Origin of the sequence: Cupriavidus sp. YAF13 (genome assembly GCF_052113425.1) — a bacterium.
GTDB lineage: Bacteria > Pseudomonadota > Gammaproteobacteria > Burkholderiales > Burkholderiaceae > Cupriavidus.
Genome location: NZ_JBFRDD010000032.1, coordinates 1 through 12778 on the forward strand (window position 1 = coordinate 1; position 12778 = coordinate 12778).

A 12778-nucleotide genomic window follows, 5' to 3' on the forward strand; every position below is an offset into this window, starting at 1 on the left:
ACATCCCCCTGCGGGGGCTGCCGGTCACTCTTCTTTGCGTCGGCAAAGAAGACTAACGAGAAGAAAGCCGACCCTGCCGGGTGCAGAGCAATCGCGGGTGCTAGGGATACTGGTTTCTTCGTACGGCCACAGTTCTGCTGGCATCTGCCGGTACCGGCTTGAAGGGCCACGACGCTGCCGGTTTCCGGGATTCGTAGTGCGGCCCCCGGTAGCGGTATCCTTGCCCTTTCGCCAATCTGCCGTTACCGGCGCGAAGCACCACGACACATCGCCTGCCAATGGTTTCGTGGTGGGGCGGGCGCGGTGGTCAAKGTCTCGGGCAAGTCAACCCGGTGCCACCGCGCCCACGACGGAACCGGTGCGCTTGCAACTTCGTGGCCGGCCACGCCACGAGCGACAGACGGCTTGAAGCAAGTGATGTCCGCTACCGGGGGGCTCACCACGCATCCCGGAAGCTGGCAGGTTCGTGGCCCTTCAAGCCGGTACCGGCAGATGCCAGCCAACACTCGGGGCCGTACGACGCAACCACCGAGGCCCAAATAGCCTTATTGCTCTGCGCCCGGCAGGGTCGGCTTTCTTCTCGTTAGTCTTCTTTGCCGACGCAAAGAAGAGTGACCGGCAGCCCCCGCAGGGGGATGTCGTATGGCACTTGGGTGCAAAAACCAACGCCGTACAAAGAAACAGCGACCAACCCAGCAGAGCAACGTCGTACGGCCACCTTGGGTGCAAACGCCAACACCGTTCAAACAATCAGCGCCACCCACCATCCACCACCCAAATCCCATTTAATCATTTGATGCAATTACCAATCCCCACCCCAATCAAGTAACCCCCCCACTTGTTGCGCCGCATGCGCCAGCAATCCCTTCCCCCTCCTACCTCTAACCTCCCCCCGCCCCCTTCCCTGTTGCAGCGCCGCAGCCTTGCGCAAAGGCAATAAGCTCCCCGCAAACCACCACCCAGCGCGGCATTTCATCATTTGGTCAAATCCCACCTTGCACTTCATCAATTGATTGAGCCGCGGCGCATGCGCAATTCAGGGTAAACGCCAAATCCAGCGCGGCCCGAATCCCGACGCGCCTTGTGGCGCCGTCGTTTGCGTCAGCTGGCACGCTCTTCGCAATAGAGGCCATACAGCCCACGCGAAGGAGCAGCGCCATGATCAACCAGTCGGTCCCCTTGTTTGAAGCCTCGCCCCGGTTCGTGCGCATTGACGGCCGCACGCCAGAGGGCTTCGTGCAGTTCGCGTTCAGCGTGGCGGACCCCGAGCTCAATGTCGAGCTGATCATGCCCGAGCCGATGTTCGAAGCCTTCTGCAGCGTCAACCACGTGCGCTTCCTGCCGCCGGAGCTCCCGGCGCCCGATCGGGACGACTGAGCACGGCCGGCCCCCACGCACCGAACCACCCCCATAAAAACAGCAAGACCCAGGAGACCAAGCGATGCAAGTCGATATCAAGACCCAGCAGATCCAGCCGCTGCGCCAGACCTACGGCCATGTGGCGCGCCGCTTTGGCGACAAGCCCGCCTCGCGCTACCAGGAGGCCACCTACGACGTGCAGTCGGAAGTCAATTTCCACTACCGCCCGACCTGGGACTCGCAACACGAGATCTACGACAAGCGCCGTACCGCGATCGTGATGGCGGACTGGTACGCGCTCAAGGACCCGCGTCAGTACTTCTACGGCGCCTACGTGACGGCGCGCGGCCGCCAGCAGGACGCCACCGAGAAGAGCTTCGCCTTCGTGGAAAAGCGCGGGCTGCTGCAGGCACTGCCCGCCGAATGGCAGGACCGCCTGGCAGACGGCTTGCTGCCGCTGCGCCACGTGGAGTGGGGCGCCAACATGAACAACTTCTATTGCGCCGACTATGGCTGGGGCACGGCCATCACCCAGGCCTGCACCTACTGTGCGATGGATCGCCTCGGCATTGCCCAGTACCTGTCGCGCATCGGCATGCTGCTGGACGGCAACACCGGCGTGGCGCTGGAGCGCGCCAAGGTGGCCTGGATGGAGAGCGCCGCGTGGCAGCCGATGCGCCGGCTGATCGAGCGCAGCTTCGTGATCGAGGACTGGTTCGAGACCTTCGTCACCCAGAACCTGGTGCTCGACGGCCTGCTTTACCCGATGGTGTACCAGCACGCCGACGCCGCCATCGTCCGCGCCTGCGGCACCGGGCTGGCGGTGCTGACCGAGTTCATGAACGACTGGCGCGAAGAACACGCACGCTGGGTCGACTCGGTGGTGCAGACCGCAGCGGCCGAATCCGACGCCAATCGCGTGCTGCTGTCCGGCTGGGCCCGCGCCGCACGCGCGCAAGCGGCCGAAGCGTTGGTGCCGGTGGCTGACACCTTGCTGGGCGAGGGCGGCGAGCGGGTGGTGGCGCTGTGCGTGGAGCAGTTCGACGTGCGTCTTAACAAGCTTGGCCTTGCCGCCTGAGGAGCCCGCCATGACCGCCAACGTTTATATCGCGCTGCAAAGTAATGACGACACCCGCCCCATCATCGACGCCATCACCGAGGCCAACCCGCACGCCGTGGTGTCGCAGTTTCCCGCGATGGTGAAGATCGATGCGCCGGGCCATCTGACCATCGTGCGCGAACTGGTGTCGGAAAAACTCGGCCGCGAATGGGACCTGCAGGAGATCCACCTGAACCTGATTTCGCTGTCGGGAAACATCGACGAAGACGACGACGCCTTCACCCTGCACTGGAACGCCTGAAGTGGCCCGCCCACAGCAAAGACAAACGGAGACAGAACATCATGGACGCACGCAAGAAGCTGAACCTGCGGGAAAAATACGCGACGATGACGCGCGACCTCGGCTGGGAAACCACCTACGAGCCGATGGACAAGGTCTTTCCCTACGACAAGTACGAAGGCATCAAGATCCATGACTGGGACAAATGGGAAGACCCGTTCCGCATGACCATGGACGCCTACTGGAAGTACCAGTCGGAGAAAGAGCGCAAGCTGTACGCGATCATCGATTCGTTCGTGCAGAACAACGGCCACCTCAACGTCTCGGACCCGCGCTACCTGAACGCGCTGCGCCTGTTCCTGACCGGCGTAACGCCGCTGGAGTACGCGGCGCACCGTGGCTATGCCCACCTCGGGCGGCACTTTCGCGGCGCCGGCGCGCGGGTGGCGGCGCAGATGCAGTCGATCGACGAGCTGCGCCACGCGCAGACCCAGATGCACACGCTGTCGGTCTACAACAAGTACTTCAACGGCTTCGGCGAATGGCAGCACATGCATGACCGGGTCTGGTACCTGTCCGTGCCCAAGTCCTACTTCGAAGACGCCATGAGCGCGGGGCCGTTCGAGTTCATCACCGCGATTTCGTTCTCCTTCGAGTATGTGCTGACCAACCTGCTGTTCATGCCCTTCATGTCGGGTGCGGCCTACAACGGCGACATGGCCACGGTGACCTTCGGCTTCTCGGCACAGTCCGACGAATCGCGCCATATGACGCTGGGCCTGGAAGTGGTGAAGTTCCTGTGCCAGCAGGACCCGGACAATATCCCCATCCTGCAGAAGTGGCTGGACAAATGGTTCTGGCGCGGCTTTCGCCTGCTCACGCTGGTCGGCATGATGATGGACTACATGCTGCCCAAGCGCGTGATGTCGTGGGCGGAAGCCTGGGAGATGTACTTCGAGCAGGCCGGCGGTGCGCTGTTCAAGGACCTGGAGCGCTACGGCCTGCGCATGCCCAAGTACCACGAGGTGGCCACCAAGACCAAGGACCGCATCACCCACGAGGCCTGGGGCACCTTCTACAACTACGCCGCCGCGGCCGGCTTCCATACCTGGGTGCCCAAGCAGGACGAAATGGCATGGCTGACGGAGAAATATCCCGACACCTTCGCGCGTTACTACAAGCCGCGCCTCGATTACTGGCAGGAACGCCAGCAGCAAGGGGAGCGCTTTTACAACGCCACGCTGCCGATGCTGTGCCAGACCTGCCAGATCCCGATGGTGTTCTCGGAGCCGGACGACCCCACCCAGACCTGCTACCGGGAGAGCAGCTACCACGGCATGCGGTTCCACTTCTGCTCGGACGGCTGCAAGGACATCTTCGACGGCGAGCCGCAGAAGTACGCGCAGGCCTGGTTGCCTGTGCACCAGATCTACCAGGGCAACTGCGGCGGTGGATCGCTGGACGACGTGCTCAAGTGGTACCGCATCAACCCTGGCGCCGACAACCTGGATTTCGAAGGTTCGCAGGATCAGAAGAACTGGAACGCCTGGAAAGGCGTGCCGGGCACGGCTGCCTGAGCAGCCGGCATACAAGAGATAAGGAGACCACCATGTCCGTCGTATCCATTGGCCCCTACGCGTTCGAGCCCGCCGACCGCGAAGCGGTGTTCCACGGCAACCGCCTGCTCTATATCGGCTGGGACCGCCACCTGCTGTTCTGTGCGCCGCATTGCCTTCCCTTGCCGCCGTCGATGCGCCTGCGCGATGTCGTGGAGACCGTGCTGCCGGGCGTCTACGGCTATCACCCCGACTTTGCCCGCATCGACTGGCGCCGCGTGGAATGGCTGCGCGGCAGCGAGCCCTGGCAGCCAGGCCTCGACCGCACGCTGGAAGAGAACGGCCTGGGCCACAAGGCGGTGATCCGGTTCCGCACGCCGGGGCTGGATGGCATTGGCGGCAGTGGCAGCTAAGGCAGGAGACACAAGATGTATTCCCTGACCATTGAACCGATCGGGCAGACCATTCCCATCGCACCGGGCCAGACCGTGCTGGATGCCTGCCTGCGCAACGGCGTGTGGCTGCCGCACGCCTGCTGCCACGGGCTGTGCGCCACCTGCAAGGTGCAGGTGGTGCAGGGCGAGTTCGAGCATGGAGAGGCCTCCAGCTTCGCGCTGATGGATTTCGAGCGTGACAGCGGGCAGTGCCTGGCCTGCTGCGCCACCGCGCAGTCCGACATGGTGATCGAGGCCGATATCGAGGAAGACGCCGACTCGCTCGGCTTGCCGCTGGCCGACTATCGTGCCGAGGTGGTGGAGGCCCGCGCGCTGACCCCCACCATCCGCGGCATCTGGCTGCGCGTGAAGGGGGGCGCCGCGGCAGCTTTCCAGGCCGGCCAGTACCTCAACCTGCGCGTGCCGGGCTGCGACCAGCCGCGTGCGTTCTCGCTGGCTAACCGTCCCGGCGACGACCTGGTGGAGCTGCATGTGCGGCGGGTGGAAGGCGGGCAGGCCACCAGCTACCTGCACGATCGGTTGTCGGTGGGTGATGAACTCGGATTTTCCGCGCCTTACGGCCGCTTCTTCGTGCGCAAGTCGGCGCAAAAGCCCATGCTGTTCCTGGCGGGCGGCTCGGGCTTGTCCAGCCCGCGCGCCATGATCCTGGACATGCTGGCCGCCGGCGAGACCCTGCCGATCACGCTGGTGCAGGGCGCGCGCAACCGCACGGAGCTGTACTACGACGAGGCGTTCCGTGCACTGGCCGGCGCGCATCCCAACTTCCGCTATGTGCCCGCGCTCTCCGACGAACCGGCGGACAGTGGCTGGGATGGCGCGCGCGGCTATGTGCATGACGTCCTGCACGGCCTTTACGCCAATGGCGCTACCGCCGACTTCCGTGGCCACAAGGCCTACCTGTGCGGCCCACCGCCGATGATCGAAGCCTGCATCCGTACGTTGATGCAGGGCCGGCTGTTCGAGGAGGACATCCACACCGAGAAGTTCATCTCGGCCGGCGACGCACAGAACAGCGCGCGCAGCCCGCTGTTCAAGATCTGATGGAGGGCGCGGCATGCATACCGTCGAGATTGCGGGAAGCGGCCAGTGCTACCCCTGCGCGCCGGAGCAGAACCTGCTGCGCGCCATGGAAGCCCTGGGCAAGCGTGGCATTCCCGCGGGCTGCCGGGGCGGTGGCTGCGGGGTGTGCAAGGTGCGCATCGAGGCTGGCCGCTACCGTACCGGCAAGATGAGCCGCGCCTGCCTGTCGGAGGCGGAGGAGGGGAGTGGGTTTGTGCTCGCCTGCAAGGCCTTCCCCGACAGCGATATCCGCCTGCAGCCGGTGGCATTGCTGCAGCGCTGCCTGGACAAGCAGCGGGCGCGGCAGGACGCAGCGCAGGAGCAGTTGAACAAGCAGCCATAGATGCGGCAATGAACGCAGCAATGAACGCAGCAATAAAAGCTGGACCAATAACCCCATCATCAAGGAGACAGTCATGGCATTGACAGGCGTATTGCGCCCGGGGCACGTGGCACTGCGCGTGCTGGAACTCGAACCGGCGCTCAAGCACTACACCGAGGTACTCGGACTGATCGAAACCGCGCGCGACGACAAGGGCCGCGTCTACCTGAAGGCCTGGGACGAGCACGATCACCACAGCGTGGTCCTGCGCGAGGCCGACAGCCCGGGCATGGACTACATGGGCTTTCGCGTGGATAGCAGCCGCACGCTGGAGCGGCTTGCACAGGAAGTGGAGCAGTCCGGACTCGCGTCGGACTTCCAGTGGATTCCCGCCGGCGAGCATCCGCGTACCGGCGTGCGCTTTCGCTTCACCATTCCCACGGGACATGYCATCGAACTCTTCGCCGACAAGGACAAGCTGGGCTGCCTGACCGGCGACAGCAATCCCGACCCGTGGCCGGACGACCTGCGCGGCATGGCGCCCAGCCGCTTCGATCATTGCCTGCTCTATGGCGACGACCTGGATGGCACGGTCAAGCTGTTCCGCGACGTGCTCGGCTTCACGCTGGCCGAGGAAGTGGTCGCCGGCCCTGACAAGATGATGATCGGCGCCTTCCTGACGTGCTCCAACAAGGCGCATGACATCGCCTTCATCCGGCATGCGGAGAAGAACAAGTTCCATCACGCCTCGTTCAACCTGGACAACTGGGGCGAAGTGCTGAAGGCCGCCGACATTATTTCCAAGAAGGACGTGTCGCTCGATATCGGGCCGACGCGCCATGGCATTACCCGCGGCGCGACGATCTATTTCTTCGATCCTTCGGGCAACCGGAATGAGGTCTTCTCTGGCGGTTATATCCACTATCCCGACAAGCCGACCATCACGTGGACCGACAACGAACTGGGCCGCGCGATCTTCTATCACGACCGCAAGCTGAACGATGCGTTCCTGAATGTACTGACCTGATCCCCGGCGCGACGACTTCTCCGATGCCAGATGCTTGCCCCCCTCTCCCAGCGGAGCAAGGCGGGGCAGAGGCGTGGTGAAACGAGACGTCAGGCGCCACGTGTTTGCTCCCCTCTCCCGCTTGCGGGAGAGGGGAGCAAAGCACGGCAGAGGCGTAGCAAGGCGAAAGACAGCAAGGCAAAGCGGCGCACCCCGCCGCACCAAGCGAGACAACATGAAAGAGTTCAAGAACTTCATCAACGGCGAATGGGTGGCCACCCATCGCCAGTTCGACGACCGCAACCCGGTCGACAACAGCCTGATCGCCCGAGTGCACGAAGCCGGGAAGCCCGAGGTCGATGCCGCCGTCGCAGCGGCAAAGCAAGCGCTGAAAGGCCCGTGGGGCCAGATGACCGTGGCGCAACGCGTGGAGCTGCTGCATGCGGTGGCCGACGGCATCAACCGCCGCTTCGATGACTTCCTGCAAGCGGAGATCGCCGACACCGGCAAACCGCACTCGCTTGCCAGCCATATCGACATCCCGCGCGGCGCCGCCAATTTCAAGGTGTTCGCCGACCTGATCAAGAACGTGCCGGCCGAGAGCTTCGCCATGGCCACGCCGGATGGCGGCGAGGCCATCAACTACGCGGTGCGCTCGCCGCGCGGTGTGATCGGCGTAGTGTGCCCGTGGAACCTGCCGCTGCTGCTGATGACCTGGAAGGTCGGCCCCGCGCTGGCGTGCGGCAACACGGTAGTGGTCAAGCCATCGGAGGAAACGCCTGCAACCGCCACGCTGCTCGGGGAGGTCATGAACGAGGCCGGCGTGCCGCCGGGCGTCTATAACGTGGTGCACGGCTTTGGCCCGGATTCCGCCGGCGCCTTCCTGACCGCGCACCCGGATGTGAACGGCATCACCTTCACCGGCGAGACGCGTACTGGCGAGGCCATCATGAAGGCGGCTGCCAATGGCGTGCGCCCGGTTTCGTTCGAGCTGGGCGGCAAGAATGCCGGCATCGTGTTCGCCGACGCGGATTTCGACAAGGCGGTGGCCGGCATCACCCGCTCGGCCTTCGAGAACAGCGGCCAGGTCTGCCTGGGCACGGAGCGCGTCTACGTGCAGCGGCCCATCTTCGCGCGCTTCGTCGCGGCGCTCAAGGCCAGGGCCGAGGGCTTGCGCATCGGCCGGCCGAACGATGAGGGTGTCAACATGGGCCCGCTGGTGTCGCTGGAGCACCGCGACAAGGTGCTGTCCTACTACCGCAAGGCGGCGGATGCGGGCGCTACCGTGGTCACCGGCGGCGGTGTGCCCGAGATGCCCGGTGCGCTGGCCGAAGGCGCCTGGGTGCATCCCACCATCTGGACCGGCCTGCCGGAGGACTCGGCGGTGATCCGCGAGGAGATCTTCGGCCCCTGCTGCCACATCGCGCCGTTCGATACCGAGGAAGACGCCATCCGCCTGGCCAACGACACGCCTTACGGGCTGGCCGCCACCGTATGGACGTCCGACCTGGGCACCGCGCACCGCATGGGCAGCGCGCTGGAGGTGGGCATCTGCTGGATCAACGCGTGGTTCCTGCGCGACCTGCGCACCGCCTTCGGCGGCGCCAAGCAATCCGGCATCGGCCGCGAGGGCGGGGTGCATTCGCTGGAGTTCTATACCGAGTTGCGCAACGTGTGCGTGAAACTGTGAGGCAGGCCATGAGACCCGAAGACATTCTCGAGATCGGCGCGAGCCTGCATCAGGCACTGGATAAACGCCGGGCCATCGCCCCGCTGACCGAGCGCTACCCCGAACTGTCCATCGACGATGCCTACCGCATCCAGCTGGCCATGGTGCAGCACCGCCTGGACGCCGGCGAGCGCGTGATCGGCAAGAAGATCGGCGTGACCAGCCGGGTGGTGATGGACATGCTCGACGTGCGCCAGCCGGATTTTGGCCACCTGCTGTCCGGCATGGTCCATGGCGATGGTGCTGCCATTGCCGCCGATACGCTGATCGCGCCCAAGGCCGAAGGGGAAATCGCCTTCGTGCTCAAGGAAGACCTGGAAGGCCCGGGCATGACCAATGCCGATGTGCTGCGCGCCACCGCCTACGTGCTGCCGTGCTTCGAGATCGTCGACTCGCGCATCCGCGACTGGAAGATCCGGATCCAGGACACCGTGGCGGACAACGCATCGTCCGGTGTGTTCGTGCTGGGCGACGCCGCGGTGGACCCGCGCGGCCTTGACCTCGGCACCGTTGGCATGACGCTGGAGAAGAACGGCGAGATCGTCGCCACCGGCGCGGGCGCCGCCGCGCTCGGCCACCCGGCCAACGCCGTGGCGTGGCTGGCCAATACGCTGGGGCGTCTCGGCATCGGGCTGAAGAAGGGTGAGGTGATCCTGTCAGGCTCGCTGGCCGCGATGGTGCCTGTCCAGGCCGGCGACCAGCTTCGCATCAGCCTGGGCGGCATCGGCTCCGCCGGCGTGCGCTTCGTTTGATCGGATTCCACATAGCAGCCCAGGACAACGCCATGAACCTCACCCAAGACACCATCCGGCAACTCGCCGAGCACCTGGAAAACGCCGAGCTCAGGCGCGAGCCGGTGCGCAAGATTACCGACACCCACCCCGATATGGACTGGGATGACGCCTACGCCATCCAGGACGCGATCCGGGCGCGCAAGGAAGCGCGCGGCACCCGCATCGCCGGCCTGAAAATGGGGCTGACCTCGTTCGCCAAGATGCGCCAGATGGGCGTGACCGATCCGGTCTATGGCTTCCTGACCGACTACGGCGCCTGCATGGACGGTGGCACCATCGATACCGCATCGCTGATCCATCCCAAGGTGGAGGCCGAGATCGCCTTCGTGCTCAAGCATCCGCTCAAGGGACCGGGCTGCCATATCGGCGACGTGCTGGCCGCCACCGATTTCGTGCTGCCGGCGGTGGAGGTGATCGACTCGCGCTATGAACACTTCCGCTTCGACCTCAAGAGCGTGATCGCCGACAACACGTCGTCGGCACGCTTTGTCGTTGGCGGCACGCATCGCAGCGCCGAGGGGATCGACCTGAAGAACCTCGGCGTGGTGCTGGAGAAGAACGGTGAGGTGGTCGCCACCGCCGCCGGCGCCGCCGTGCTCGGCCACCCGGCTAGCAGCGTGGCCATGCTGGCGAACATGCTTGGCGCGCGTGGGCGCGAGCTGCCGGCGGGCACTTTCATCATGACCGGCGGCGTGACCGAGGCCATTGCGGTAGCAGCCGGCGATAGCATCACGGTGCGCTACCAGCATCTCGGCACCGTATCGATGCGCTTCGTTTGATGCTTCGTTTGATGCGCCCGGCGAGCGTGCTGGTGGCGCGGTACGATGCCACCGACTCAACCCATCCCGCAGGAGAAAAGCCATGCCCATCATGCAAGTGTTTCTGATCGAAGGCCGGACCGAAGAACAAAAGGCTCGCCTGATCAGCGCGCTGACGGACGCCGCCGTGGAATCGATCGGCGCGCCGATCGAGAGCGTGCGCGTGATGATTACCGAGGTGCCCAAGACGCAGTTTGGCATCGCGGGCAAGACAGCGAAGGAACTCGGCCGCTGAGGGAGCGGCATACGGAATGCCTGGCGGCACTGGACCTGGACCGCCCGGGCACGGAGACAACATGGACATGAAAGCAGGCGCCGGCGGCAGCCATCCGCCCGGCAAGCACAAGGTAGCCATCATCGGCTCGGGCAATATCGGCACCGACCTGATGATCAAGGTAATGCGCCACGGCCGGCATCTGGAGATGGGCGCGATGGTCGGCATCGACGCCACCTCCGACGGCCTGGCCCGGGCCGCGCGGCTGGGCGTGCCCACCACGGCCGAGGGCATCGAAGGCCTGGTGAGGATGGCCGGCTTTGGCGATATCCGCATCGCCTTCGACGCCACCTCGGCCGGCGCCCACGCGCATCACAACAAGATCCTGCAGCAGCACGGCATCCAGGTAATCGACCTGACCCCGGCCGCGATCGGGCCGTACGTGGTGCCGGTGGTCAACCTGGACCAGCAGCTCGGTGCCAGCAATATCAACATGGTGACCTGCGGCGGCCAGGCCACCATCCCGATGGTGGCGGCGGTGTCTCGCGTGGCCGAGGTGCATTACGCGGAGATCGTGGCCTCGATCTCCAGCAAGTCCGCCGGGCCGGGCACGCGCGCCAATATCGATGAATTTACCGAGACCACCAGCCAGGCGATCTGCTCCGTGGGCGGCGCGGCGCGCGGCAAGGCCATCATCGTGCTGAATCCGGCCGAGCCGCCGCTGATGATGCGCGACACGGTGTTCACGCTGTCCGAGGACGCCGACGAGGCGGCGATAGAGGCCAGCGTGCAAGCCATGGCGAAGGCAGTGCAGGCCTATGTGCCCGGCTACCGCCTCAAGCAGCGGGTGCAGTTCGAGCGCATCGATCCGTCAGCGCCGTTGAACATCCCGGGGCTGGGGCGGATGAGCGGGCTAAAGACATCGATCTTCCTCGAAGTGGAAGGCGCCGCCCATTACCTGCCGGCTTATGCCGGCAACCTCGACATCATGACCAGCGCTGCGCTAGCCTGCGCCGAGCGCCTGGCGCAAACGCGGCTGGCCGCGTAAGCGGCGGGCGCACGGAGACAAGACATGACCCAGCAAGCCACGCAGAAGAAACTCTATATCTCGGATGTCACGCTGCGCGACGGCAGCCACGCCATCCGCCATCAATACAGCCTGGACGACGTGCGCCGCATCGCCGCGGCGCTGGATGCCGCCAAGGTGGACTCGATCGAAGTCGCGCATGGCGACGGGCTCGCCGGCTCCAGCTTCAACTACGGGTTCGGCGCGCATACGGACCTTGAGTGGATCGCGGCGGCGGCCGAGACCGTCCGCCATGCCAAGGTAGCCACCTTGCTGCTGCCCGGCGTGGGCACCGTGCATGACCTGCGCGCCGCGTTCGACGCTGGCGCGCGCGTGGTCCGCGTGGCCACGCACTGCACCGAGGCGGATGTCTCGCGCCAGCATATCGAGTACGCGCGCAACCTGGGCATGGACACGGTGGGCTTCCTGATGATGAGCCACATGACCACGCCCGCCGCGCTGGCGCAGCAGGCCAGGCTGATGGAAAGCTACGGCGCCGAGACCGTCTACGTGGTGGATTCCGGCGGCGCGCTCAACATGAACGACGTGCGCGACCGCTTCCGCGCCTTCAAGGACGTGCTGAAGCCGGAAACCCAGACCGGCATGCATGCGCACCATAACCTGAGCCTGGGCGTGGCCAATTCCATCGTGGCGGTGGAAGCGGGCTGCGACCGCATCGACGCCAGCCTGGCCGGCATGGGCGCCGGCGCCGGCAACGCGCCGCTGGAGGTGTTCATCGCCGCCGCCAGCCGGCTCGGGTGGAACCACGGCTGCGATCTCTACACGCTGATGGACGCCGCCGACGAGATCGTGCGGCCGCTGCAGGACCGCCCGGTGCGCGTGGACCGCGAGACCCTCGCGCTTGGCTATGCGGGCGTCTATTCCAGCTTCCTGCGCCACGCGGAGGCAGCCGCCGGGCGCTATGCGCTGAAGACCGTGGATATCCTGGTGGAACTAGGCCAGCGCCGCATGGTGGGCGGGCAGGAAGACATGATCGTCGACGTGGCGCTGGACCTGGTGGCGCGGCGCGAGGCCGGGCAGGCGCGGATCACGGCGTAAG

General features: G+C 65.4%; 14 protein-coding genes. All 14 read left to right on the plus strand.

Annotated features, from left to right (window positions below):
• The first annotated feature begins 1158 nt into the window (after positions 1-1158).
• The 14 genes from AB4061_RS23875 (at position 1159) to dmpG (ending at position 12777) form a co-directional block, all read left to right on the plus strand.
• The gene (locus AB4061_RS23875) at positions 1159-1377 is read left to right on the plus strand and encodes a phenol hydroxylase subunit (RefSeq protein ID WP_441638106.1); all 219 of its coding nucleotides are present in this window, start codon (positions 1159-1161) and stop codon (positions 1375-1377) included.
• 64 nt (positions 1378-1441) lie between these two features.
• Positions 1442-2437 carry an aromatic/alkene monooxygenase hydroxylase subunit beta gene (locus tag AB4061_RS23880; protein WP_441638108.1) on the plus strand — a complete coding sequence of 332 codons (996 nt, stop codon included), beginning with the start codon at positions 1442-1444 and terminating at the stop codon, positions 2435-2437.
• Between the two features lie 10 nt (positions 2438-2447).
• Positions 2448-2720 (plus strand): MmoB/DmpM family protein, encoded by a 273-nt coding sequence (locus AB4061_RS23885; RefSeq protein WP_441638110.1) that lies wholly within the window; start codon positions 2448-2450, stop codon positions 2718-2720.
• Between the two features lie 41 nt (positions 2721-2761).
• Positions 2762-4276 (plus strand): aromatic/alkene/methane monooxygenase hydroxylase/oxygenase subunit alpha, encoded by a 1515-nt coding sequence (locus AB4061_RS23890; RefSeq protein ID WP_150987097.1) that lies wholly within the window; start codon positions 2762-2764, stop codon positions 4274-4276.
• 32 nt (positions 4277-4308) lie between these two features.
• Complete coding sequence (locus tag AB4061_RS23895; protein WP_441638112.1) at positions 4309-4668, plus strand: phenol hydroxylase subunit P4; 360 nt, start codon at positions 4309-4311, stop codon at positions 4666-4668.
• Between the two features lie 15 nt (positions 4669-4683).
• Complete coding sequence (locus tag AB4061_RS23900) at positions 4684-5751, plus strand: NADH:ubiquinone reductase (Na(+)-transporting) subunit F (RefSeq protein WP_441638114.1); 1068 nt, start codon at positions 4684-4686, stop codon at positions 5749-5751.
• Positions 5752-5764: 13 nt separating this feature from the next.
• Positions 5765-6112 (plus strand): 2Fe-2S iron-sulfur cluster binding domain-containing protein, encoded by a 348-nt coding sequence (locus tag AB4061_RS23905; protein ID WP_441638116.1) that lies wholly within the window; start codon positions 5765-5767, stop codon positions 6110-6112.
• A 73-nt stretch (positions 6113-6185) separates the two neighbouring features.
• On the plus strand, positions 6186-7118 hold the full coding sequence (locus tag AB4061_RS23910) for a catechol 2,3-dioxygenase (protein WP_441638118.1): 933 nt from the start codon (positions 6186-6188) through the stop codon (positions 7116-7118).
• A gap of 214 nt (positions 7119-7332) precedes the next feature.
• On the plus strand, positions 7333-8787 hold the full coding sequence (locus AB4061_RS23915) for a 2-hydroxymuconic semialdehyde dehydrogenase (RefSeq protein ID WP_441638120.1): 1455 nt from the start codon (positions 7333-7335) through the stop codon (positions 8785-8787).
• An 8-nt stretch (positions 8788-8795) separates the two neighbouring features.
• Entirely contained in the window at positions 8796-9578 is a 783-nt protein-coding gene (gene dmpE / locus AB4061_RS23920; RefSeq protein WP_441638122.1) for a 2-oxopent-4-enoate hydratase, read from the plus strand.
• Between the two features lie 32 nt (positions 9579-9610).
• On the plus strand, positions 9611-10399 hold the full coding sequence (gene dmpH / locus AB4061_RS23925) for a 2-oxo-3-hexenedioate decarboxylase (protein WP_441638124.1): 789 nt from the start codon (positions 9611-9613) through the stop codon (positions 10397-10399).
• A complete protein-coding gene (locus AB4061_RS23930) occupies positions 10368-10673 on the plus strand; it encodes a 2-hydroxymuconate tautomerase (RefSeq protein ID WP_441638357.1) in 306 nt (101 codons plus the stop codon). The genes dmpH and AB4061_RS23930 overlap by 32 nt, the downstream gene beginning before the upstream one ends.
• A gap of 61 nt (positions 10674-10734) precedes the next feature.
• The gene (locus tag AB4061_RS23935) at positions 10735-11700 is read left to right on the plus strand and encodes an acetaldehyde dehydrogenase (acetylating) (RefSeq protein ID WP_441638126.1); all 966 of its coding nucleotides are present in this window, start codon (positions 10735-10737) and stop codon (positions 11698-11700) included.
• Between the two features lie 24 nt (positions 11701-11724).
• Positions 11725-12777, plus strand: coding sequence for a 4-hydroxy-2-oxovalerate aldolase (gene dmpG / locus AB4061_RS23940; RefSeq protein ID WP_441638128.1), 1053 nt, complete (start codon positions 11725-11727; stop codon positions 12775-12777).
• The last annotated feature ends 1 nt before the right edge of the window (position 12778 follow it).

Excerpts from the sequence above, each read along its gene's own strand:
- AB4061_RS23875 (WP_441638106.1), top strand. The coding sequence starts at position 1,159 with ATGATCAACCAGTCGGTCCCCTTGTTTGAAGCCTCGCCCCGGTTCGTG.
- AB4061_RS23880 (WP_441638108.1), top strand. The coding sequence starts at position 1,442 with ATGCAAGTCGATATCAAGACCCAGCAGATCCAGCCGCTGCGCCAGACC.
- AB4061_RS23885 (WP_441638110.1), top strand. The coding sequence starts at position 2,448 with ATGACCGCCAACGTTTATATCGCGCTGCAAAGTAATGACGACACCCGC.
- AB4061_RS23890 (WP_150987097.1), top strand. The coding sequence starts at position 2,762 with ATGGACGCACGCAAGAAGCTGAACCTGCGGGAAAAATACGCGACGATG.
- AB4061_RS23895 (WP_441638112.1), top strand. The coding sequence starts at position 4,309 with ATGTCCGTCGTATCCATTGGCCCCTACGCGTTCGAGCCCGCCGACCGC.
- AB4061_RS23900 (WP_441638114.1), top strand. The coding sequence starts at position 4,684 with ATGTATTCCCTGACCATTGAACCGATCGGGCAGACCATTCCCATCGCA.
- AB4061_RS23905 (WP_441638116.1), top strand. The coding sequence starts at position 5,765 with ATGCATACCGTCGAGATTGCGGGAAGCGGCCAGTGCTACCCCTGCGCG.
- AB4061_RS23915 (WP_441638120.1), top strand. The coding sequence starts at position 7,333 with ATGAAAGAGTTCAAGAACTTCATCAACGGCGAATGGGTGGCCACCCAT.
- dmpE (WP_441638122.1), top strand. The coding sequence starts at position 8,796 with ATGAGACCCGAAGACATTCTCGAGATCGGCGCGAGCCTGCATCAGGCA.
- dmpH (WP_441638124.1), top strand. The coding sequence starts at position 9,611 with ATGAACCTCACCCAAGACACCATCCGGCAACTCGCCGAGCACCTGGAA.
- AB4061_RS23935 (WP_441638126.1), top strand. The coding sequence starts at position 10,735 with ATGGACATGAAAGCAGGCGCCGGCGGCAGCCATCCGCCCGGCAAGCAC.
- dmpG (WP_441638128.1), top strand. The coding sequence starts at position 11,725 with ATGACCCAGCAAGCCACGCAGAAGAAACTCTATATCTCGGATGTCACG.